13 protein-coding genes and 2 rRNA genes (1 of these 15 only partly in view) are annotated in these 23,198 nt (G+C 64.3%); 5 read left to right on the top strand and 10 right to left on the bottom strand.

The window, feature by feature from the left end; translation table 11 throughout:
• Positions 1–115 precede the first annotated feature (115 nt).
• Both mmsB and ACMGT0_RS04405 read right to left on the bottom strand, forming a co-directional pair.
• Positions 116–1,003, bottom strand: a complete 888-nt coding sequence (gene mmsB, locus ACMGT0_RS04410; RefSeq protein WP_054063724.1) for a 3-hydroxyisobutyrate dehydrogenase — start codon at positions 1,001–1,003, stop codon at positions 116–118.
• 14 nt (positions 1,004–1,017) lie between these two features.
• Positions 1,018–2,541 carry a CoA-acylating methylmalonate-semialdehyde dehydrogenase gene (locus tag ACMGT0_RS04405; RefSeq protein ID WP_054060411.1) on the bottom strand — a complete coding sequence of 508 codons (1,524 nt, stop codon included), beginning with the start codon at positions 2,539–2,541 and terminating at the stop codon, positions 1,018–1,020.
• Positions 2,542–2,669: 128 nt separating this feature from the next.
• On the opposite strand from ACMGT0_RS04405, the gene ACMGT0_RS04400 reads away from it, so the two are divergent.
• On the top strand, positions 2,670–3,617 hold the full coding sequence (locus ACMGT0_RS04400) for a LysR family transcriptional regulator (RefSeq protein ID WP_054060412.1): 948 nt from the start codon (positions 2,670–2,672) through the stop codon (positions 3,615–3,617).
• Positions 3,618–3,652: 35 nt separating this feature from the next.
• Here the strand turns inward: ACMGT0_RS04400 and ACMGT0_RS04395 are convergent, their stop codons facing one another.
• The 3 genes from ACMGT0_RS04395 to ACMGT0_RS04385 are packed head-to-tail and all read right to left on the bottom strand — an operon-like array spanning position 3,653 to position 5,914.
• The gene (locus ACMGT0_RS04395; protein ID WP_054060413.1) at positions 3,653–4,156 is read right to left on the bottom strand and encodes an OmpA family protein; all 504 of its coding nucleotides are present in this window, start codon (positions 4,154–4,156) and stop codon (positions 3,653–3,655) included.
• Between the two features lie 4 nt (positions 4,157–4,160).
• Positions 4,161–5,432, bottom strand: coding sequence for a diguanylate cyclase domain-containing protein (locus ACMGT0_RS04390; RefSeq protein ID WP_416771628.1), 1,272 nt, complete (start codon positions 5,430–5,432; stop codon positions 4,161–4,163).
• Entirely contained in the window at positions 5,429–5,914 is a 486-nt protein-coding gene (locus tag ACMGT0_RS04385) for a YfiR family protein (RefSeq protein ID WP_239688082.1), read from the bottom strand. Before ACMGT0_RS04385 ends, ACMGT0_RS04390 begins: the two co-directional genes overlap by 4 nt.
• A 435-nt stretch (positions 5,915–6,349) precedes the next feature.
• Between ACMGT0_RS04385 and ACMGT0_RS04380 the strand changes: the two genes are divergently transcribed.
• The 4 genes from ACMGT0_RS04380 (at position 6,350) to ACMGT0_RS04365 (ending at position 10,786) form a co-directional block, all read left to right on the top strand.
• Complete coding sequence (locus ACMGT0_RS04380) at positions 6,350–7,201, top strand: sugar phosphate isomerase/epimerase family protein (RefSeq protein WP_273826367.1); 852 nt, start codon at positions 6,350–6,352, stop codon at positions 7,199–7,201.
• 12 nt (positions 7,202–7,213) lie between these two features.
• The gene (locus ACMGT0_RS04375) at positions 7,214–8,272 is read left to right on the top strand and encodes an isopenicillin N synthase family dioxygenase (protein ID WP_054060417.1); all 1,059 of its coding nucleotides are present in this window, start codon (positions 7,214–7,216) and stop codon (positions 8,270–8,272) included.
• A gap of 37 nt (positions 8,273–8,309) precedes the next feature.
• On the top strand, positions 8,310–9,101 hold the full coding sequence (locus ACMGT0_RS04370; protein WP_054060418.1) for an ABC transporter substrate-binding protein: 792 nt from the start codon (positions 8,310–8,312) through the stop codon (positions 9,099–9,101).
• Between the two features lie 140 nt (positions 9,102–9,241).
• On the top strand, positions 9,242–10,786 hold the full coding sequence (locus tag ACMGT0_RS04365) for an amino acid ABC transporter permease/ATP-binding protein (protein WP_416771625.1): 1,545 nt from the start codon (positions 9,242–9,244) through the stop codon (positions 10,784–10,786).
• Positions 10,787–10,826: 40 nt separating this feature from the next.
• Here the strand turns inward: ACMGT0_RS04365 and recD are convergent, their stop codons facing one another.
• The 5 genes from recD to ACMGT0_RS04340 form a co-directional block, all read right to left on the bottom strand.
• Positions 10,827–12,914: an exodeoxyribonuclease V subunit alpha gene (gene recD / locus ACMGT0_RS04360; protein WP_416771623.1), complete on the bottom strand. Its 2,088-nt coding sequence runs from the start codon at positions 12,912–12,914 to the stop codon at positions 10,827–10,829.
• Positions 12,911–16,600 (bottom strand): exodeoxyribonuclease V subunit beta, encoded by a 3,690-nt coding sequence (gene recB / locus ACMGT0_RS04355; RefSeq protein ID WP_416771621.1) that lies wholly within the window; start codon positions 16,598–16,600, stop codon positions 12,911–12,913. Before recB ends, recD begins: the two co-directional genes overlap by 4 nt.
• The gene (gene recC / locus ACMGT0_RS04350; RefSeq protein WP_416771619.1) at positions 16,597–20,058 is read right to left on the bottom strand and encodes an exodeoxyribonuclease V subunit gamma; all 3,462 of its coding nucleotides are present in this window, start codon (positions 20,056–20,058) and stop codon (positions 16,597–16,599) included. The genes recB and recC overlap by 4 nt, the downstream gene beginning before the upstream one ends.
• A 203-nt stretch (positions 20,059–20,261) precedes the next feature.
• Positions 20,262–20,377 (bottom strand): 5S ribosomal RNA (gene rrf, locus ACMGT0_RS04345).
• 149 nt (positions 20,378–20,526) lie between these two features.
• A 23S ribosomal RNA gene (locus ACMGT0_RS04340) occupies positions 20,527–23,198 on the bottom strand (it continues 219 nt past the right edge of the window).

Here is a 23,198-nt window from a genome sequence, read left to right as displayed (position 1 = left end):
TCGAAACCGATTCTCGGCAGTCATTCTACTGTGCCGGGGGATACGCGGATAACGTTTGGACGCACGTCCCGGAAAAAACCGGGGACCCGCCCGACGCGAGCCCCCGGAAAAAACCTTACTCGGGTTTGCGATAGGCACCGATGATGGCCGAGAAGTCCTTGCCGCCCTCCCCGCGCAGGCTCATGGCCTGGTACAACTGCTGCGCCACGGCACCGAGGACCACCGGCTGGTGGGCCTGGCGCGCGGCCTCGGTGGCCAGGCCCAGGTCCTTGAGCATCAGTTCGGCGCCGAAGCCGCCGGTATAGCCACGCGACGCCGGTGCGGTGTCGATGATGCCCGGCCAGGGGTTGTAGGTGTCGGAACTCCAGCAGCGGCCGGTGGAACTGTTGATCACCCCGGCCAGCACCTGGGTGTCGATGCCCAGGGCGGCGCCCAGGGCCATGGCCTCGCTGACGCCGATCATCGAGATGCCCAGCAGCAGGTTGTTGCAGATCTTGGCGATCTGCCCGGTGCCGACCTCGCCGCAATGGACGATGTTGCGGCCCATCTGTGCCAGCACCGGTTGCAGGGTGGCGAACAATGGCTGGGAAGCGCCGACCATGAAGGTCAGGGTCCCGGCCGCCGCGCCACCGGTACCGCCGGATACCGGCGCGTCGGCCATCGCCACATTCTGTTTCGCCGCCGCGGCGGCAACGTCCTTGGCGGTCTGCGGATCGATGGTGCTGCAGTCCACCGCCGGCACGCCGGCGCCGATCCCGGCCAGCACCCCGTCCTCGCCCAGCCAGACGCTGCGCACATGGGCGGCGGCCGGCAGCATGGTGATCACCAGTTCGCTGCCCTCGGCCGCGGCCTTGGGCGAGGTGCTGATGGTCCCGCCGAGGGCCGCCAGCTCCTTGAGCACCGTCTGGTTCAGGTCGAACAGGTTCAGGCTGTGCCCGGCCTTGATCAGGTTGCGCGCCATTGGCGCGCCCATGTTGCCCAGTCCGATAAATGCGATCTTCATGGCCCGTTCCTCGCTCAGCGCAGGTTGATGGTGGTGTTCACGCCATGGTTCTCGCTGTCGTCATCGAACCAGCGCGCGGTGACCGTCTTGGTCTGAGTGTAGAACTGCACCACCTGCTTGCCGTAGGGACCCAGGTCGCCGAGCTTGGAGCCACGGGAGCCGGTGAAGCTGAAGAACGGCACCGGCACCGGGATCGGGATGTTGATGCCGACCTGGCCGATATCGATCTCGCTCTGGAACTTGCGCGCCGAGGCGCCGCTCTGGGTGAACAGGCCGGTGCCGTTGCCGAAGGGGTTGGCGTTGACCAGGGCGATGGCCTCGTCGAGGGTGTCGACCTCCATCACCGCCAGCACCGGGCCGAAGATTTCCTGGGTGTAGATATGCATGTCGGTGGTCACCCCGGAAAACAGGGTCGGGCCGACGAAGTTGCCCTGCTCGAAGCCCGGCACGACGATCGCGCGGCCGTCCAGTTCGAGCTTGGCGCCTTCCTGGATGCCGCTTTCGATCAGGCCCAGCACCCGCTCCTTCGCCCGCTTGGAAATCAGCGGACCGACGTCGGTGCCCGGCTCGCTGCCGGCGTTGACCTTGAGCTTCTGCGCCAGCGCCTTGAGGTCCGGCAGCCATTGCTTCGCCGCCCCTACCAGCACCACCACCGAGGTGGCCATGCAACGCTGGCCGGCCGCACCGAAACCGGCGCCGACCAGGGCATTGAGGGTCTGCTCGCGGTTGGCGTCGGGCAGCACCACGGCGTGGTTCTTCGCGCCCATCATCGACTGCACGCGCTTGCCATGACGACCGGCGAGGTCATAGACGTGGGTACCGACGGCGGTCGAACCGACGAACGAGACCGCCTTGATGTCCTTGTGGGTGCACAGCGCATCCACCACCTCCTTGCCGCCGTGCACCACGTTGAGCACGCCCGGCGGCACGCCGGCTTCCAGCGCCAGCTCCACCAGCATCAGGGTCGACAGCGGGTCCTGTTCGGACGGTTTGAGAACGAAGGTGTTGCCGCAGGCGATCGCCATCGGGAACATCCACAGCGGGATCATCGCCGGGAAGTTGAACGGGGTGATCCCGGCGCAGACGCCGATCGGCTGGCGCAGGGTGTAGGTGTCCACGCCACCGGCGACGTTCTCGGCGAACTCGCCCATCTGCAGGGTGCCGATCGAGCAGGCGTGCTCGACCACTTCCAGGCCGCGGAAGATATCGCCCTCGGCGTCCGCCAGGGTCTTGCCCTGCTCGGCGCTGAGCACGGCGGCGATGCGCTTGGAATGTTCGCGGATCAGCGCCTGCAGCTTGAGCATGATGCGCATGCGGGCGCCGATGGGGGTCAGCTTCCAGGTCTGGAAGGCACGCTGGGCGGCGTCGATCGCCGCATTCACTTCAGCGGCAGTGGCGAAGGGCACCTTGGCCAGCACTTCCTGGGTCGCCGGGTTGACGATGTCGTGCCACTCACTGCTCTGGGATTCGACCCACTCGCCGTCGATCAGCAACCGGGCGGTCTTGAGGGTGGCGTCGGGCTTGAGAGAAACGTTCATGGAAGTCTCCTGAATTATTGTAATGGCCGAATCCTGGACGGGACGATACCCGAGCATGGTGACTGGACTGTTTTTGGAGTATAGATGTGCATTCTTCTAATAAGAACGCACATAAAAACCGGATCAACATGCAAAAAAACATCACGTCTTTGGGTTCATTGAACTGGGACGACCTGAAGTTTTTCCTTGAGGTTGCCCGTACCCGCAAGGCCAGCAGCGCGGCCAAGCGCCTGGCGGTGGACTACACCACGGTGTCACGGCGCATCAGTTCGCTGGAGGCGGCCCTGGGCACCCTGCTGTTCGAAAAGTCGCGCACCAGCGGCTTCGTCCTCACCGCCGAGGGCCAGCGCCTGATGGGCTATGCCGAGTCCATCGAAAGCACCCTGCACATGGCCTGCGAGCAGGTGTCGGGGTCTGGCGTGGCGCTCTCGGGGCATGTGCGCATGGGCTGCACGGAGGGCTTCGGCAGCTTCTTCATCACCCCGCAACTGAGCCATTTCGTCGACGCCTACCCGGCGATCTCGGTGGATATCCTGCCGCTGCCGCACTTCATCAGCCTGTCCAAGCGCGAGGCGGATATCGTCATCGCCCTGGAGCGCCCGGAGCACGGGCCCTATGTGTGCTGCAAGCTGTGCGACTACCGCCTGCAGCTGTACGCGACCCAGCCGTACCTGGACCAGCACCCGCCGATCCGCCGCGCCAGCGACCTGGGCCGGCACCGTTTCGTCAGCTACGTCGACGACCTGGCGTTCAGCAACGAGCTGCTGTACCTGGCCAACCTGCTGCCCAACGCCACCGCCAACCTGCGCAGCACCAGCGTGATCGCCCAGTTCGTCGCGGCGCAACAGGGCCGGGCGCTGGCGATCCTGCCGTGTTTCCTGGCGGCCCAGGACCCGAACCTGCTGCCGGTGTTGCCGGATGAGGTGAGTATCACCCGGCAGTTCTGGATGTATTGCCGGGAAGATCTGCGAAAACTCAAGCGGATCAATCTGTTGTGGGACTACATTCGGGAAGTCACGGAACTGAATCGACCGCTGCTGCTGGGGGAGACGCGGGCGCTTCGGTTCGTCGATTAGAATGCCGCCAGTCGGATAGGCCTCTTCGCGGGCACTCAGTCGGCAATCACCACGATCGCCACCCGGCGGTTTTCTGTCCGCCCGGCCACGGTGCTGTTGCTGGCCACCGGTTCGCGGCTGCCCAGGCCACGGACCTGGATGTTTTCCGGCTTCATCCCGGACTGCCGCAGTACCGTCGCCACACTGTTGGCCCGGCGTACCGACAACTGTTCGTTGTAGTCGTCCTTGCCCGACGCATCGGTGTGCCCATCCACCCGCACCCGCTGGATATCCACGCTGAGCAGGGCCCTGGCGATCCGCTCGACGATGGCCTGGCTTTGCGGGTTCAACCCATCCAGGTCACTGCCGAACAGCACCTTGCCCGACAGGCCGAAAGCCCAGCCATCGTCCGTCAGTTCGAAACCCTGCTGCTTGAGGACGGCGATCTGCGCCGGGCTCAGGCCTTTCTGCGCAGCCGTCTGGCAGCCGCCCAGCGCCAGCAGGGCGGCAAACAGGGCAACGCTGAAAAATCGCAGGGAACGTTGGGTCAAGGTAGACAAGGGTTCAACTCCTGGTGGGGACTGAGGCGGCGCTGTGCTCCGACTGCGCGGTGTGTCGACTGCCTCGGGAAAGGCGCTTGGCCTGGTACATGGCGCCATCGGCGGCATTGAGCAACGACCCCGGGGTGTTGCCGTGATCGGGGTAGACGGCGATGCCGATACTCAGCGAGGTGACGACCTGGGTCGGGCCGGGCACCGGGATCGGCAGTTCCATGCTGGCGATGATCTTCTCGGCAATCTGCTCGGCGTCCTCGATGCTGTGCAGCGGGGTCAGCAACACGGCGAACTCGTCGCCGCCAAGCCGCGCCACCAGGTCATCTTCACGCAGTTGCGCGCGCACCCGCGTGGCCACGGCCACCAATACCGCATCGCCTGCCGCATGGCCGAAGGTGTCGTTGATTTCCTTGAAGCGGTCGCTGTCGAGAAACAGTACCGCCACCCGCTCGCCCTGCCGGGCACCGTTGCGCAAGGCGCGCATCAGCCGACCTTCGAAGAAGGCCCGGTTGGGCAGGCCGGTCAGGCTGTCGTGGCTGGCCTGGTGCGCCAGGGTCTGGTTTTCGTTCTGCAGGTGCGTCTGCCAGGCTTCCAGCTCATCGAGCAGGGCATTGAAGTCGTTGCCGAGGTTGTCCAGTTCGACAATCTGCGCCGGCGGTACCCGCCGCTCGAAGGCCCGCTCGCTACGCACGGCGTGGGCCACTTCGGCCAGGCTGCGCAGCGGCACGAGGATCCCGCGCAGCAGCCGGCGGGCCAGGTACAGGCCGAGCCAGGCCGCCAGCACGCTGCACACCAGGATGCCGGCCAGGCCGCTGAGCAGGTAGCGCATCAGGCTGGCGCCATGACCGGTCAGGCGCACGCTGCCGACCTCGCGGTTCTGGTGCAGGATCGGCAGTTCGATGGGCTGTTCCAGCAGGCTCCTCGCCAGTTGCATTTCCAGCCGCGACAGCAGACCGGTTTCCGGGCGTTGCCAATGGGCCAGGCGCTGGCCGCTGGCGGTGAAGATCTCGGCCTCGGCCACTTCTTCGCTCGAGGCGATCAGGTCCAGGGCTTCGGTCGCCGCACTGCGGTCGTTGAACACCACCGCCGCCTCGACGGTGTAGCTGATGGAGCGGGCGATCAGGTGCAGGTTGTGGTCGGCGTAGACCCGAAGCGCCAGCACACCGAGCAAGGTCAGCGAAACGCTGACCAGGCCGACCGCCGCCAGGGCCACCAGCATGTGCCCACGCCCCAGCACCGAACGCAGGGTGCGGCGGTTGTCCGGCTTGTGCAGACCGATCATGGCTGTGGGGCCCGCCGGCGGGACAGTTGCAGGACGCTGGGGTGAATGCGCACGCCGCTGCGGGCCACCGAATCCAGGTTGACCTCGAACGCCACCTGCTCGTCGCCGACACGCAGGCAGAACAGGCTGCCGACGACGCAATGATCGCCTTCTTCGCTGATGCTCAGCACCGCATGGCCGGCCAGTGACGCGAACAACTGGTTGCGCTCGTTGCTGGACAGTTGGCCGATGTACACCGCGTCACAGCTGTCGCCGACGGCCGGATTGCTGGCCAGCAGGCGCTGTACCAGCACCGGGCGGCCGGTGGCCTGGGTCGTGCCCTTGACCAGGTCATCGGTGTATTGGGTCGGCCCGACGATGCACAGGCGCAACTGCGCCGGCTCCACCGGCCAGCGGGCGTAGCTGAGAATACCCAGCACCACCTGGGTGACGGCCTGGGCCCGCTGCTCGGCGCCGCCACGGGGAGCGGCGTCTTCGGCCATGCCCGAGTGCATGAACAGGCAACACAGGACGGACGCCGCGAACTGTCTTGAGCCAAAAAACCGCCACATCATCCAGGCAGCCATGTTCATGTGAGAATTCTCTGGATACTACGTCAGAATATTGCCGCAACGATAGCATATAGCTGGCAAACCAGCGTTAGATTGAGATCATGCATAGCCCACTATTGGTTTAGAAATCTCTGAAGTATCGATTTGAGGTTTGCTATTTTTTCCCGCCTGCGGGGCTGCCTAAGATCGACCCATCGCCCTTCGCAGGCTGGTTCATGACGCTGCGCAAGCGGCGCCTGGCGTCAGTGAGACCGCCCCACAGAAGAGGGCCGGCTCGACGAAACCTTTCCAACTGCCCTAACCGCTCGCCCAGGCTTCACGCCGTGGCGGGTCCCGAGCAGCTTGAGGTTTGGTCGAGGTTCACTGATGAAACTGGAGATTTTCCGCACCCTGTGGGGCTACACCGCCAGCAAGGCCCAGGCACTCGACGAGTTGCTGGAGGCCGGCTTCGACGGCATGGAAGCCCGCCTGCCACTGGCGGCCGCAGAACGTGCCGAGTTCGCCGCCTTCCTGCGTGCCAACCGCACGCCTTACATCAGCACCGTCTTCACCGCCTACGATGTGCTCCCCGAGCAGTCGGCAGCCCCCGTCGAGCATCTGCGCGACCTCGAACAGAAACTCGCCTGGGCCGCCGAGCTGGAGCCACGTTTCGTCAACGTACTGGCCGGCAACGACCGCTGGCCCCTGGCGCAGCAGGTGGAGTTCTTCGGCCAGGCCATGGACCTGGCCCGCCGGCAGGGCCAGGCCTGCAGTTTCGAAACCCATCGTGCACGCTCGCTGTTCAACCCCTGGGTGACCCTTGAGCTGATCCGGCAACTGCCCGACCTGCGCTTCACCAGCGACATCAGCCACTGGGTGGTCACCTGCGAGCGCCTGCTCGACGACCCGGCCGACGACCTGCGGCCATTCGTCGAGCGCGTCCACCATATCCAGGCCCGGGTCGGCTATGACCAGGGCCCGCAGGTGCCTCATCCCGGCGCCCCGGAGTACGCCCGCGAGCTGGCCTTCCACCAGGCCCACTGGGAAAGCGTCTGGCGCGCCCAGCAGGCCCGCGGTTACACGGTCAGCACACTGACCCCGGAGTTCGGTGCCGACGGCTACCTGCATCACCTGCCCTTCACCAACGTTCCGGTCGCCGACCTGTGGTCGCTCAACGTGTGGATGGCCCGCACCGAGCGCGAGCACTTCGACCGTTTCCGTCATTCAACCCAACCGTGAGGCGTTCGCGTCATGCCTGAGAACAGTCACAAGCATCCGGCCCAGGCCAATTTCAAGAGCATTCCGGTGGTGGATATCGCCGGGTTGTTCAGCGTCGAACTGGAACATCGGCTGGCGGTCGCCGATCAATTGGGCACCGCCGCCAGCGAGGTCGGTTTCCTCTACATCACCGGGCACGGCATCGACCCGCAACTGATCGCCAACCTGCGCCAGGCGGCCAGGGACTATTTCGCCCAACCGTTCGAAACCAAGATGCAGCACTACATCGGCACCTCGAAGACCCACAAGGGCTTCGTGCCCGAGGGCGAAGAGGTGTATGCCAAGGGCAAGCCGGACCACAAGGAAGCCTTCGACATCGGCTTCGAGGTGCCGGCGGACGACCCGCTGGTGCTGGCCGGCACCCCGCTGCTGGGGCCGAACGAATGGCCGACGCTACCGGGTTTCAAGGAGGCCGCGCAGGCCTACTACGCCGCGGTTTTCGCCCTGGGACGCAAGCTGTTCGGCGGTTTCGCCCTGGCCCTGGGATTGGAGGAAAACACCTTCGATGCGCTGGTCACCCGGCCGCCGTCGAAGCTGCGGCTGATCCACTACCCGTTCGATGACGCCGCCCAGGACGCCCCGGGCATCGGCGCCCACACCGACTACGAGTGCTTCACCATCCTGCTGGCCGACAAGCCCGGCCTGGAGGTGCTGAACGACCAGGGCCAGTGGATCGACGCGCCACCGATCCCCGGCACCTTCGTGGTGAACATCGGCGACATGCTCGAAGTGATGACCGCCGGTGCCTTCGTCGCCACCGCCCACCGGGTACGTACCGTCAGCGAGGAGCGTTACGCCTTCCCGCTGTTCTACGCCTGCGACTACCACACCCTGATCCGGCCGCTGCCGAGCTTCGCCAAGGCGGGCCAGGAATACGAACAGATCGCCATCGGCGAGCACATGTACGGCCAGGCGCTGCAGACCTACCAGTACCTGCGCCGGCGCGTGGAGAACGGCGAGATCGACCTGCCGGAAAAAGCCCGCAAACCCTCGAGTTTCGGTCACCTGAAAAACCAGGCGCAGCCTTCCTGAACCTGCCGCTCACCTACCCAACCCGGAGTTATCGTCCATGCTCAAGCACCTCCCTGGCCTGACCCTGCTCGCCACCACCCTGTTCTGCACCGCCAGCGCCTTCGCCGCCGCGACGGCCACGCCCGGCCAACTGAAAATCGGCATGGAAATCACCTATCCGCCCTTCGAGTCCTACGACGCGGACAAGAACGTGGTCGGCTCCGATCCGGAACTGTCCCACGCGCTGGCCAAGCACATGGAGAGCAAGGCGGAGTTCATCGACACCAAATTTCCGAGCCTGATCATGGGCCTGAACGCCGGCAAGTTCGACGCGATCATTTCCGGCATGTACATCACCCCCGAGCGCCAGACCCAGGCCATGACCATCGCCTACGCCAGGACCGGCGCGGCGATCATGGTGCCCAGGGACAGCGGGCTGAAGCCGGCGACGCCGGAGGACCTGTGCGGACTGAAGGTCGGCCTGGAACAGGGCACCACCTGGGTCGCGCAGTTCCGCAAGCTGTCCAGCGAATACTGCGTGCCCAAGGGCAAGGGGGAGATCACCGTGAGCGAATACCCCTCGGCGCCGGAGGTCACCCAGGCGCTGCTGTCGAACAATATCCAGGCGCAGGTGGAAATCGCCGGTGCGGCGAAGATGATTGCCGAGCGGACCAAGGGCCGGGTGGTGGTGACCACCGAACATCCGATCTACCAGCAGACCCTGGGGATCTTCGTGAAGAAGGGTAATGACGCCACTTACCAGGCACTGCTCAAGGCGTTCGAGGAGACGAAGAAGAGCGGTGAGTACACGGCGATCCTGAACAAGTACGCGCTGGAAGCGGCGGAATAAGCACACGCCCCGTGGAAGACGCACCTCCTGTGGGAACCGCCCGGCCGGCTCCCACAAGGAAGGTGTTCACCCCGATCGGTTTCTCCAGGGGCAATGTTTTTCCCCAAAAAGGCGCCAGGCCCTGAATCACCGAGGTTCCCATGCAATTCGATTGGCCCTATTTTCTTTCGCTGTTCTCGATGCCCGCCTTCTGGCAGGCCTGTGTCACGGTGGTCGAGCTCAGCGCCCTGGCCTGGTTCATCGGCATGGTGCTGGGCTTCGTCCTGGCCTCGGCCAAGCTGTCGGCCTCGGCCTGGCTGCGCGTACCGGCCGCGGTGTACATCTGGTTCTTCCGCAGCATTCCGCTGCTGGTGCTGGTGGTGTTCGTCTACAACCTGCCGCAACTGTTGCCGGCCACCGGCCGGGTGCTGTCCAACCCGTTCTACTCCGGGCTGTTCGCTCTGGTGGTCACCGAGGCGGCGTACATGGCCGAGATCCATCGCGGCGGGCTGATCTCGGTCGCCAAGGGCCAGAAGGAGGCCGGCCGCGCCCTCGGCATCGGCCTGCTCGGGCTGCAACGGCTGATCGTGATTCCCCAGGCGTTCCGCATTTCGCTGCCGACGCTGATCAACGAATACATCACCGTGGTGAAACTGACGTCGCTGGTCTCGGTGATCTCCCTCACCGAAATCCTCACGGTCGGCCAGCGTCTCTACGCGCAGAACTTCCTGGTGATGGAAACCCTCGGCGCGGTGGCGGTGTACTACGTGCTGATCGTCAGCCTGTTCGGCTGGCTGCTGCAACGCCTGGAGCGCTACCTGGACCTGAACCAGCGCAAGCCGCAAGCCCTCGCCGACAGCGCCACCGCCAGCCTCAGGTCGCGCCTGCTGCCGTCACCGGCGAGCGTCCGCCCGCTGCCGATGGCCGGAGCCGCCCCGGCCCTGCAGTTGCGCAATATCCACAAGCGCTACGGCAATCACGAAGTGCTCAAGGGCATCGACCTGAACGTCGGCAGCGGCCAGGTGATCTCGATCATCGGCCCGTCCGGCTCCGGCAAGACCTCGCTGATCCGTACCATCAACGGCCTGGAAAGTATCGACCAGGGCGAAATCGTGCTGTTCGGCGAAAGCTTCATCAGCGCCAGCGACCGCGCCAACAGCCCGCAGGTCCGCCGGGGCGTGCGCAGCATCGGCATGGTGTTCCAGAACTTCAACCTGTTCCCGCACCGCAGCATTCTCGACAACGTCACCCTGGCGCCGCGTTATCACGGGGCCAGCCATGAACCGAGCGAGCAGCGGGCGCTGACGCTGCTGGACAAGGTCGGCCTGCTGGCCCATGCCCACAAGTACCCGCACCAGTTGTCCGGCGGCCAGCAGCAGCGGGTGGCGATCGCCCGGGCGCTGGCGATGGAGCCGCAGATCATGCTGTTCGACGAGCCCACTTCGGCCTTGGACCCGGAGCTGGTGGGAGACGTGCTCAAGGTGATCCGCGAGCTGGCCGACGAAGGCATGACGATGCTCATCGTCACCCATGAGATGGATTTCGCCATGTCGATCTCCGACCGGGTGATCTTCATGGAGAGCGGCGTGGTGCAGCTCGATGCCAGCCCGCGGGAGATTCGCGAGGGTGATCAGGGGGAACGGGTGCGACGGTTCATGGGGATCGAGCGCCAGGAAGTGGCGGCGCTGGACAGGGTTGGGCGTTGAGGTGAGGGGGCGGCCCTTCGCGGGCAAGCCCTGAATCCCGCTACCCCAGCTCCAGCATCAGCCCGCTCAGGCGCTTGACCTTGCGCCGCACCGCCTCCTCGAACACCCCGCCACGCGGTTCGAGCAGGCTGAACCAGTCCTTGGCCCGGGTGATCCCGGTGTAGATCAGTTCCTTGGTCAGCACCGGGTTCAGCGCCTCGGGCAGGATCAGCGCGGTATGGGTGAACTCCGAGCCCTGGGACTTATGCACGGTCATGGCGTAGACGGTTTCCACATCGTTCAAGCGGCTCGGCAGGACGAACCGCACACCGCCCTGGCCGTCGTTACGGGGAAACGCCACCCGTAGCATCTGCTTGCCCACTTGCGGCCCATCGCGCTCGGGCAGGCGCAGGGCGATACCGATATCGCCGTTCATCAGGCCCAGCCCGTAGTCGTTGCGGGTCATCAGCACCGGCCGGCCCTCGTACCAGTGCTGGTCGCTGTCGATCAGCCGCCTCGCATAAAGCGCTTCGGTGATGCGCTGGTTCAAGCCTTCGACGCCCCAGGGTCCCTTGCGCACGGCGCAGAGCAGCTGGAACTCATCGAAGGCGCGCAGCACCGCACGCGCCCAGTCTTCCCAGCACGGGTCATCGAGGTCACGCTCAACGGACGGACGATGACCGCGCATCACGTCGAGGTAATGCCGATAGCCCTTGCGCTGGCTGCCCTCGCCATCGAGCACCAGCTTGTCGAACTTGCGGTCCTGCTCGCCCTTGAGGGCCAGGGCGAACAGGTCGGCATGCGCGCCCGCCTGCAACAGGGCACGGGCCTCGTCGGCCGCCTGCTGGTTGACCAGCCGCGCCAGCTGGCCGATGCCGCTGCCTTCGCCAAAGCGTCGCGAGTGGCGCAGCATCACCACCTGCTGGGCCAGCGAATGGCTACCCTCGGCGGCCTCGCACAGGCCACTGGTGCCGATATCCTCGCCACTGACCGCCAGCAGCCAGGCGCGCGTGCTGGCGCTGTACCAGCCCTCCTCGGCATCGCGGCACAGGTCGCCGAGCACCGCGCCAGCTTCCACCGAAGCCAACTGGTCCTTGTCCCCCAGCAGCACCAGCCGCGCATGCACCGGCAGCGCGTCGAGCAGGTTGGCCATCATTTCCAGGTCGATCATCGATGCCTCGTCCACCACCAGGACATCCAGCGGCAGGCGGTTGCCGGCGTGATGGCGGAAGTGTCGGGTGCCCGGGCGACTGCCGAGCAGGCGGTGCACGGTGGTCACTTCACTGGGGATCCGGGCACGCACCGCTTCATCGATGGTCAGCGAACGCACCTGGGCACTGATGGATTCGGTCAGCCGCGCGGCGGCCTTGCCGGTCGGTGCGGCGAGGCGGATGCGCAGCGGCTTGCCCGCCTCCACCGCCGGCGCCTGGAGCAAGGCCAGCAGACGCACCACGGTGGTGGTCTTGCCGGTGCCGGGACCGCCGGTGACGATGCTGAAAGCACCTCGCGTGGCCAGGGCACAGGCCAGTTTCTGCCAGTCGATGCGCCCGCTGCTGCCGGCGGCGCCAAACAGTTCGGTGAGGCGCCGGGCCAGATCGTCCGGGGTGGCTTCCTGTTCGGCCAGCCGCAGGCGCAAGGCGCTGTCGATCCGCCGCTCATAGGTCCAATAACGACGCAGGTACAACCGCCGACCACTGAGCACCAGCGGCCGCTGTCCGGCCTCCAGGCTCTCATCGTCGGCCAATGCCACCAGCGGGCTGGCCTGCAATGCCCGGCACCAGGCCTCGCCATCCAGCGCCACCAGCAGTTGCGAGGGCAGTAGCAGCGCCGCGCTCTGCACGTCGCCTTCCGGCGGCATCGACAGGGCGAAGTCCGGCTCGCTCAGGGTTTCCAACAGGTCGAGACAGACATGCCCATGACCCAATTGATGACTGGTCAGGGCGGCCGCCAGCAGCACCAGCGGATCGCCCTGCGGGTCGAGCTCATGCAGGAAGGCCACGAACGCCTTGTCCAGCGCCCGTACCCAGCCGCGCTCGAACCAGCGTTCGAGCAACAGTAGCAGGTCCTCGGCGCGGGTCAGCGGTGCCAGTTCGGCGAGGCTGTCATCATTCAGCGCAGTGGGCAGCAGGTCGGCGAAGGAACGTTTCATAAAAGACTCCCCTGCTCCCAGGCGGGTTCGGATTTCGGTACCGGCTTGCCCTGGAACAGCAGGTCCAGTTGTTCGATCAACACGCGTGGCGGCCGGGCGAAATAGGCGCCCTGGCTCGGCGCGCGGGTGCCGCGCAGGAACAGGTACAGGGCCCCGCCCATGTGCCGGTCGTAGTCGTAGTCCGGTACCCGTGCCTTGAGCTGGCGATGCAGGGCCAGCAGGTAGAGCACGTACTGCAGGTCGTAGCGGTTCTCGAGGATCGAGGCGGCCATGGCCTGCTCGGTATAGGCCGCATCGTCGGCACCCAGCCAGTTGGACTTGTAGTCGGCCACGTAGTAGCGGCCCTGATGCTCGAAGGTCAGGTCGATGAAGCCCTTGAACATGCCGTTGAGCAGTACCGGTTCGGCCGCCGCCCGGGCGACGCCGCCGTGGGTGTGGCGACGAACCAGTGCGTCGACCTGCTGCACGTCGACCTTGTGGCTGGCGAACCAGAACTCCATTTCCACCTGGTAGCTGGCGAGGCTGTTGAGCGCCACCGGCGGCTGGCCGTCGCCAAGGCGGAAAGGCACCTGCAGCAGGTGCGCGAGCCAGTCGCTCAGGGTCTCGATCCAGCCCTTCCAGCCACGCAGGTTGCAGCGCGGCGCGACGGCCTTTTCGATCAGCGCGCGGTCGGCCGTGAAACGTTCGTCACCGGCCCACTCCAGCAGGCCATGGAGAAAGGTGCCGGGGTTCGGCCCCCGGGGAAAACGATGGATATCGCCTCCGCTGGCCAGCACTTCGCGCGGTGCGTCCGGGTCCAGCCGCTCGTCGTCGAAGAGTTTCTGCGCCTGGGGGTTTTCCGGCGCTTCATCACTGCCGGCGCCCAACTGCTCACTGATGCGTAGGGCACTGTAGGAAGCGATCCACCAATGCTCGGCGGCCTTGCGCCTGGGCAGCAGCGGTTCGAGCAGGGTCGCCTGGTTGCGCGCAGGCTGGTACGACAGGTCGTTGGGCACGGGCAGTTCCTGGCAGGCCAGCGCCGGGCAGCCCTGTTGCAGATCGCGCAACCAGCCGGCCAGGCCAGTGGATTCGGCCAGCACCGCACCGCCACCGAGCAGGTAGCCCAGGGCCGACAGGTGCAGCACCGAACTGTTGTGGTTGCCACGCTTGAGGTCGGCCACGCCCAGCCAACAGGCGTGCCGGGCGCGGGTCAGGGCCACGTAGAGCAGGCGCAGGTCCTCGGCCAGGCGCTCGTCGTCGGCCTGGGCGATCAGTTCGGCGGTAGGCTTGAGGCTGACCTGGGCCTTGCCGTCGCTGTCGTGGTAATGCAGCGGCAGCCGGCTGCCGTCCACCGGCTTGACCGAGCAGATGAAGGGCAGGAACACCAGGGGATATTCCAGGCCCTTGGATTTGTGGATGGTCACGACCTTGACCAGTTGCTCGTCGCTTTCCAGGCGCAGGATCTGTTCTTCACCGGCCTGCCCGGACAGCGCCAGGTGCTCGCCGAGGTGGCGGATCAGCGCCTGTTCGCCATCCAGCTCACCGGAGGCCTGTTGCAGCAGCTCGGACAGGTGCAGCAGGTTGGTCAGCACCCGCTCGCCGTCACTGCGGGCCATCAGCGCCTGGGGCAACTGGAAGTCATGCAGCAGGCGGCGCAGCATCGGCAGCACACCCTGGGTCCGCCACAACATGCGGTAGCCACGGAACTGCATGACCCGCGCCTCCCAGGCCAGTTCGTCCTGGTTCAGCCGCTCCAGTTCGGCCAGCGGCAGGTTCAGAGTGATACAGGCCAGGGCCGCGCGCAGCGGGCGCTCGACATCCGGCTCGGCGCAGGCCTTGAGCCAGGTCAGCAGGTCGTGGGCTTCCTGGGCGGCGAACACCGAGTCCTTGTCCGACAGATACACGCTGCGCACCCCTCGCGCGGCCAGCTCGCCGCGTACCGCCTGCGCTTCCTGGCCGTCGCGGACCAGGATGGCGATATCCGAGGGCAGCACGCCCTGCAGTTGGCCGTCGCGGCTGAAACCGACGCGGCCCTGCTGCCCGCCATTGAGCAGGCCGACGATCTCGCTGGCGCAACTGGCGGCCAGTTGCTGGCGGTAGACCGCGCCGGACAGCGGCTGCTCGGAGGACAACTGCCAGACGTTCAGGGCCGCCTGGGGCTGGCCATCGATCTGGAACGCCTCCTTGCGGCCCTGAGACTCTACCGACACGAAGGGTACCGGGTTGTCTTCGCCCTCGCGGAACAGGAAGGCACCACGGCCCTGCTCCCGCTGCTCGGCCCGTTCGAACACATGATTGACCGAGCGGACCATCGCATGGCTGGAACGGAAGTTGGTGTCCAGGGTGTGCAGGCGGCCGAGGGTGGCCTGGCGCGCGCGCAGGTAGGTGTAGATATCGGCACCGCGGAAGGCGTAGATCGCCTGCTTCGGGTCGCCGATCAGGAACAGGCCGCCATCGGGGCTGTTGTCCTCGATGCGGTAGATGCTTTCGAAGATCCGGTACTGCACCGGGTCGGTGTCCTGGAATTCGTCGATCAAGGCCACCGGGAACTGCTCGCGGATCAGCCCGGCCAGGCGCTCGCCGCCCTCGGCACGCAGCGCGGCGTCGAGGCGCAGCAGCATGTCGTCGAAGCCCATTTCGGCGCGACGGCGCTTCTCGTCCTCGAAGCGTGCGCCGACCCAGCGGGCGGCGTGTTCCAGCACCGCGGCGTCAGGGGTCGGCAAGGCATCGAGGCTGGCTTTCAGGGCGGCCATCGCCTCGAGCGCGGGATGCCGTGGGGCCTCGCCCTTCCAGGCTTCGGCCATGCCCTCGGGGGTCAACCGGGTGAAGCCGGTGCCGATATCCAGTTGTTCCAGGGCTTCGTCTTCGGCCCAGGCGGTGAGCTTTTCGAACCAGGGTTCGAAGTAGCGCGCCTGCATCTTGCGACCGTCGACCGCCTTGCTCGCCACGCCTTGCAGGCAGATCTCGCGCAACTCGGCGGCCCACTGCTTCCAGGGTGCCTTGATCTGCAACAGGGCTTCACGGCGTTCGAGCAGACAGGCCTCGATCAGTTCGGCAGGCTCCGGGGCACCTTCTTCGTTGTCGCGGTCGACATTGCCGAACAGCGCACGCACCCTCGGCAATAGAGCGTCAGGCCCGACCCAGTTGGCGCGCACCCAGTGCAGCGCGTCGCCCTGCATCTTGTAGCAATAGAGCCGCCAGTAGTCGCGCAGCACTTCGCCGAGCAGCTCGCTGTGGTCGGTTTCCAGGGTCTGGGTGAACAGGCTGCCGCTATCGAAGGCGTGCTCGCGCAGCATGCGCTGGCACCAGCCGTGGATGGTCGAGACCGCAGCCTCGTCCATCCATTGCGCGGCGATGTCGAGGCGATTGGCGCAGGCGGGCCATTGCTCGGCGGCGTATTCGGCACGCAGTTGGGCGATCAGGTCGTCCGGGGCCGCGATCTCGTCGCGGAAAAAACGCGCGGCTTCGGCCAGACGGGTGCGGATACGGTCACGCAGCTCCTTGGTGGCGGCATCGGTGAAGGTCACCACGAGGATCTGCGGCGGCAGCAGCTCGCGCCCGAACCCGGCCGCCTCGCCGCCATGGCCGAGAACCAGGCGCAGGTACAGCGCGGAGATGGTGAAGGTCTTGCCGGTACCGGCACTGGCTTCGATCAGTTGGCTGCCGCGCAGCGGGAAGGCCAGGGCCAACGGTGTCTTGTCGCTCATGGGCGCGCCTCCTCGTTCACCAGGGAGCGCCACGGTGCTTCGAGCAAGGGTCGATAGAGGCTGTCGCACCAACCCTCGAATTCCTCGCTGGCCACCAGCGCATCGTAGTCGGCGAACTGCCGGGCCAGGGCCGCACTTTCCCGCCGCTCGCCCTCGCTGTTGACGCCATCGCCCTCATAGGCCTTGCGGGCGGCGGCCTCGGCCTTGGCCGGATCCGGCTGGGATAACCAGGCGAACGCGGTCTTGATCGCCACCGGCAAGGGCCGGCGCATGCCCACCTGCCAGGCCAGCAGCAATTCGCCGAGCAGAGTGTGGGCCCGCTCCGGCTCGAAGGGAGGCAGCAACAGGGTATCGTCGCTGGCGACCAGCGCGGTAGATAGCGGCACGCCGCAGGCACAGGCCACCAGATGCTCGACCCAGGGTCGGGTCAGGCGATGCCATTTGCGGGTCTTGAGCGAGCCGATGCCGTTGGGGATCGTCGTGACGGCCAGGTAGCCGCCATCGCTGCGTTGATGCAGGCCGGCCAGCCAGCCTTCCAGACGCACGCCACTGCTGCTATCGATGCTGACCGGCACGGCGCTGGGCACTGGTGTCGGCCAAAGCATCAGCAGTTGCCGGTAGCGCTCCAGCAGGCCGGGCAGCGGCTCGATCAGTTCCTGTTGCAGCAATTCACCGAAGCCGGCCATGGGCAGCAGGCCGCTGCCCTGCAGGCGCCGGGCCTGGTCGTTCAACGCCTGCTGGGGATTGTCCACCTGCTGCAAGGCGGCATTGAGCAGGCTGTCGCTGAGGCTATAGCGTTGCAGCGCATCGAGGACGAAGGGTTCCTCATCGGCCAATGGCGCTTCGGCGGCCTCGAAGAAGACTTTCAGGCGCTGGCTGAAGAAATGCCGCACGGGGTTGCGCAGGAAATCTTGCAGTTGGGCCAAGGTCAGCGGCTCATCCTGGCTGTAGGGGGCGAGCTCACCGGCAGGCTCGCTGGAGCCCTGCTGCTGGTGCAACTGCTGCCATTCACGGGCGTAGCTGAACAGGCCGGCATCCCCTTCGTGGAAATAGCGGGCACTGAAGGGCTGCAGCGGGTGCTCCCGGGTCAGGGCTTCGAGCAGGCGTTCACCGTCGGCGTCGGGCAGTCGCCAGCCGCTGGCGATATGGTCGCGCAACTGGCCGATCAGTACCGAGGCCGGGCGCTCGCTGTTGTCGCGAATGCTGCGACCGACCCAACTGATGTACAACTGTTCACGGGCCGAGAGCACAGCTTCGAGCAGCAGGTAGCGGTCGTCTTCGCGGCGTGAGCGGTCGCCGGGGCGGTAGTCGCTGCCCATCAGGTCGAAGTCCAGCGGCGGTTGGGCGCGCGGGTAATCGCCGTCGTTCATGCCGAGCAGGCAGACCAGCTTGAACGGGATCGCCCGCATCGGCATGAGGGTGCAGAAGTTCACCGCACCGGCGAGGAAACGCTGGGACAGGCGGCCCTGGTCGAGACCGGCAAGCCAGGCCTCGCGCACCACGGTCAGCGGCAGTTCCTCCTGCAGGTCGACGGCCTCGCAGGTTTCCAGCCAGGTGGCGCGCAGTTGTTCGAGCTGGATCAACAGGTAGTCATCGTGCTCGGTACTGGCGAGAAAGAACAGTTGCAGCAGCGCTTGCAGGCGCTCGCCCCACTGCTGCGGGCGAGCCGGTTCGCAGAGTTCCTGGTGGGCGATTTCCAGGGCATCGAGCAGGGCGACCACCGGACCGATCAGCGCGGCATCGAGGCCGCCAATTTCGTCATAAGGCTCGATGCCTTCGCAGCCTTCACCACTGCCAACGGCGTAACCCAGCAGCATGCGGCGCAGGCCGAAACGCCAACTGTTCTGCTCCAGTTCATCGGGCAGGCCGAGATCGGCGCGTTGCTCGGCACTGAGGCCCCAACGGATGCCAGCGCCTTCGATCCAGCGATGCAGGGTCGGCAGGTCGCGTTCCTGGACATTGAAGCGGGCGCGCAAGGCCGGCACGTCGAGCAGGTCGAGAATTTCGCTGACCGGGAAACGGCTGTCGGGCAGCTTCAGCAGGTGTTCGACGGCGATCAGCAGCGGGTCGCGTCCACGCTGGCCCTGGTCCGCCAGAGTGAAGGGGATGAAGCGCGGATCGCTGCGTTCGAGCTGGCCGAAGACCGCACGGATATGCGGGGCGTAGCTGTCGATGTCCGGAACCATGACGATCACGTCACGGGGGCGCAGATCCGGGTTGGCGCTGAAGCGGGCGAGCAACTGGTCGTGGAGAATCTCCACTTCGCGCTGGGCGCTGTGGGCGACTTCGAAGCGGATCGACTGATCCTGCAGCAGGTCGACGGCAGGCCAGCGTTCACGGGTTTCGGCCAGCGGGCGCAGTTCGAGGATATCGTCCTGCAGTTGGTTGAGCAGGGTCTGCGGCGTGCTGTCGCTGAACAGGTCGATGCGACCATCGCGAAAAGCCGCCCGGTAGCTGTTCGGGTCGTCGTAGCTGTCGAGCAGGTTGATGTAGTCGCGGCCCTGCTTGCCCCAGGCGGCCAGCAGGGGGTGGGCATGCTGGTGCAGGGCCTCGGGGTCGAGGCTCAGGGGCATGCCGGGCTTGCGTGATTGGCGCTTGTATTCGTTACGCAGCAGGTCCTTGTCGGCGACGATGTCGGTCCAGTGGTGACGGCAGGGGTTGTGTACGCAGAGCAGCACCTGGCTGAACCGCGCCAGGCCGGCCAGGGCTTCGAGGGCCTGGGCCGGCAGCGAGGAAATGCCGAAGACGATCACCCGTGGGGGCAGGCCTCGCGGGGCGGCTTCGAGGTTGTTGATACGCTCGATGAACCGCTGGTGCACACCGGCCCGGCTCTGGGCCATGCCTTCGGTACCAACATCCAGCAACAGTGCGCGCCACAGCTCGGCCTGCCAGCAGTTGGCCGGGTTCAGCGGCTTGATCTCGCCGCGGACATTGCGCAACTGGTGGCGGCCGGCAGCCCAGTCTTCCAGCCAGTCGGCACGGTAGACCTGGTATTGGTCGAACAGGTCGGCCAGGCGTTCGGCCAACTGGTAGCGTTTGCGCAGGTCGCTGTCGTGGGTCAGGAAACGCTGCAGGGGTTCGAAGTGCGGCTGGTCGATCAACTCCGGCAACAGACGCATCAGGCGCCAGGTCAGCGGTGCCTTGTCGAGCAGCGACTTGGCCGGAATCTCGTCGCGCCCCAATACCATGCGGTAGAGCTGCCACAGGAAGGTACCGGGTAGTTGCACATCGATGGCGGCGGCAATGCCGCAGCCCCCGGAGTCGTCCTCCTCGGCATCTTCGGCCAGGGCAAGCTTCAACCACTGGGCGATGCCGTTGCTCTGCACCAGGGCAATTTCGTTCTCCAGGGGGGCCAGGGGGTAACGCCGCATCACGTTGATCACCAGGCTGCGCAGTTCCTCAGGGCTGTTGCTCTGCACAACCATGAACGCAGGATTGAGTGACGTCGCGTCCGGCATGACGACTTCCTTGGAGAATTCAGAAACGAAGGCAGAACTTTAACATCTATGCCGGATGAGGATGGTGCTGCCCCCGTGCTGTGACGCGGAGCGTGGTGGCCTCTTCGCGGGCAAGCCCGGCTCCGGACGTTTCAACGCCCGTTTCAACACCGCAAAAGACAAAACCCCTACCTGCCTGCGCAGATAGGGGTTTTGGAATTTAATCTTGACGATGACCTACTCTCACATGGGGAAACCCCACACTACCATCGGCGATGCATCGTTTCACTTCTGAGTTCGGGATGGGATCAGGTGGTTCCAATGCTCTATGGTCGTCAAGAAATTCGGTAGCCGGCTCGTTGCCTGGGCAACGCTCCAGCGAATCGGGTACGTGACAGTCTTTGGTGTTTTGTGCGTGGCAAACTTTCGGTTCACTTCGTCTTCATACACCGCAATCTGCTCATTCGACGCAAATTGCTTGGGTGTTATATGGTCAAGCCTCACGGGCAATTAGTATGGGTTAGCTCAACGCCTCACAGCGCTTACACACCCCACCTATCAACGTCGTAGTCTTCGACGGCCCTTCAGGGAACTCAAGGTTCCAGTGAGATCTCATCTTGAGGCAAGTTTCCCGCTTAGATGCTTTCAGCGGTTATCTTTTCCGAACATAGCTACCCGGCAATGCCACTGGCGTGACAACCGGAACACCAGAGGTTCGTCCACTCCGGTCCTCTCGTACTAGGAGCAGCCCCTCTCAAATCTCAAACGTCCACGGCAGATAGGGACCGAACTGTCTCACGACGTTCTAAACCCAGCTCGCGTACCACTTTAAATGGCGAACAGCCATACCCTTGGGACCGGCTTCAGCCCCAGGATGTGATGAGCCGACATCGAGGTGCCAAACACCGCCGTCGATATGAACTCTTGGGCGGTATCAGCCTGTTATCCCCGGAGTACCTTTTATCCGTTGAGCGATGGCCCTTCCATACAGAACCACCGGATCACTAAGACCTACTTTCGTACCTGCTCGACGTGTCTGTCTCGCAGTCAAGCGCGCTTTTGCCTTTATACTCTGCGACCGATTTCCGACCGGTCTGAGCGCACCTTCGTACTCCTCCGTTACTCTTTAGGAGGAGACCGCCCCAGTCAAACTACCCACCATACACTGTCCTCGATCCGGATAACGGACCTGAGTTAGAACCTCAAAGTTGCCAGGGTGGTATTTCAAGAATGGCTCCACGCAAACTGGCGTTCACGCTTCAAAGCCTCCCACCTATCCTACACAAGCAAATTCAAAGTCCAGTGCAAAGCTATAGTAAAGGTTCACGGGGTCTTTCCGTCTAGCCGCGGATACACTGCATCTTCACAGCGATTTCAATTTCACTGAGTCTCGGGTGGAGACAGCGCCGCCATCGTTACGCCATTCGTGCAGGTCGGAACTTACCCGACAAGGAATTTCGCTACCTTAGGACCGTTATAGTTACGGCCGCCGTTTACCGGGGCTTCGATCAAGAGCTTCGCTTTCGCTAACCCCATCAATTAACCTTCCGGCACCGGGCAGGCGTCACACCCTATACGTCCACTTTCGTGTTTGCAGAGTGCTGTGTTTTTAATAAACAGTCGCAGCGGCCTGGTATCTTCGACCGGCATGGGCTTACGGAGCAAGTCCTTCACCCTCACCGGCGCACCTTCTCCCGAAGTTACGGTGCCATTTTGCCTAGTTCCTTCACCCGAGTTCTCTCAAGCGCCTTGGTATTCTCTACCTAACCACCTGTGTCGGTTTGGGGTACGGTTCCTGGTTATCTGAAGCTTAGAAGCTTTTCTTGGAAGCATGGCATCAACCACTTCGCGTCCTAAAGGACACTCGTCATCAGCTCTCGGCCTTAAGATCCCGGATTTACCTAAGATCTCAGCCTACCACCTTAAACTTGGACAACCAACGCCAAGCTGGCCTAGCCTTCTCCGTCCCTCCATCGCAATAACCAGAAGTACAGGAATATTAACCTGTTTTCCATCGACTACGCTTTTCAGCCTCGCCTTAGGGACCGACTAACCCTGCGTCGATTAACGTTGCGCAGGAAACCTTGGTCTTTCGGCGTGGGTGTTTTTCACACCCATTGTCGTTACTCATGTCAGCATTCGCACTTCTGATACCTCCAGCAAGCTTCTCAACTCACCTTCACAGGCTTACAGAACGCTCCTCTACCGCGTCACTTGCGTGACACCCGTAGCTTCGGTGCATGGTTTGAGCCCCGTTACATCTTCCGCGCAGGCCGACTCGACTAGTGAGCTATTACGCTTTCTTTAAAGGATGGCTGCTTCTAAGCCAACCTCCTAGCTGTCTAAGCCTTCCCACATCGTTTCCCACTTAACCATGACTTTGGGACCTTAGCTGACGGTCTGGGTTGTTTCCCTTTTCACGACGGACGTTAGCACCCGCCGTGTGTCTCCCACGCTCGGCACTTCCAGGTATTCGGAGTTTGCATCGGTTTGGTAAGTCGGGATGACCCCCTAGCCGAAACAGTGCTCTACCCCCTGGAGTGATACGTGAGGCGCTACCTAAATAGCTTTCGAGGAGAACCAGCTATCTCCGAGCTTGATTAGCCTTTCACTCCGATCCACAGGTCATCCGCTAACTTTTCAACGGTAGTCGGTTCGGTCCTCCAGTCAGTGTTACCTAACCTTCAACCTGCCCATGGATAGATCGCCCGGTTTCGGGTCTATACCCAGCGACTAAACGCCCTATTAAGACTCGCTTTCGCTACGCCTCCCCTATTCGGTTAAGCTCGCCACTGAATATAAGTCGCTGACCCATTATACAAAAGGTACGCAGTCACAGAACAAAGTCTGCTCCCACTGCTTGTACGCATACGGTTTCAGGATCTATTTCACTCCCCTCTCCGGGGTTCTTTTCGCCTTTCCCTCACGGTACTAGTTCACTATCGGTCAGTCAGTAGTATTTAGCCTTGGAGGATGGTCCCCCCATATTCAGACAAGGTTTCTCGTGCCCCGTCCTACTCGATTTCATGGCCAAGAGACTTTCGCGTACAGGGCTATCACCCACTATGGCCGCACTTTCCAGAGCGTTCCGCTAATCTCAAGGCCACTTAAGGGCTGGTCCCCGTTCGCTCGCCACTACTAAGGGAATCTCGGTTGATTTC

Source organism: Pseudomonas sp. RHF3.3-3, from assembly GCF_048069595.1.
GTDB classification, from domain to species: Bacteria; Pseudomonadota; Gammaproteobacteria; order Pseudomonadales; family Pseudomonadaceae; genus Aquipseudomonas; species Aquipseudomonas fuscovaginae_B.
The sequence above is the reverse complement of the archived record's forward strand: the minus strand, read 5'-3'. Positions and strand labels throughout refer to the sequence as shown.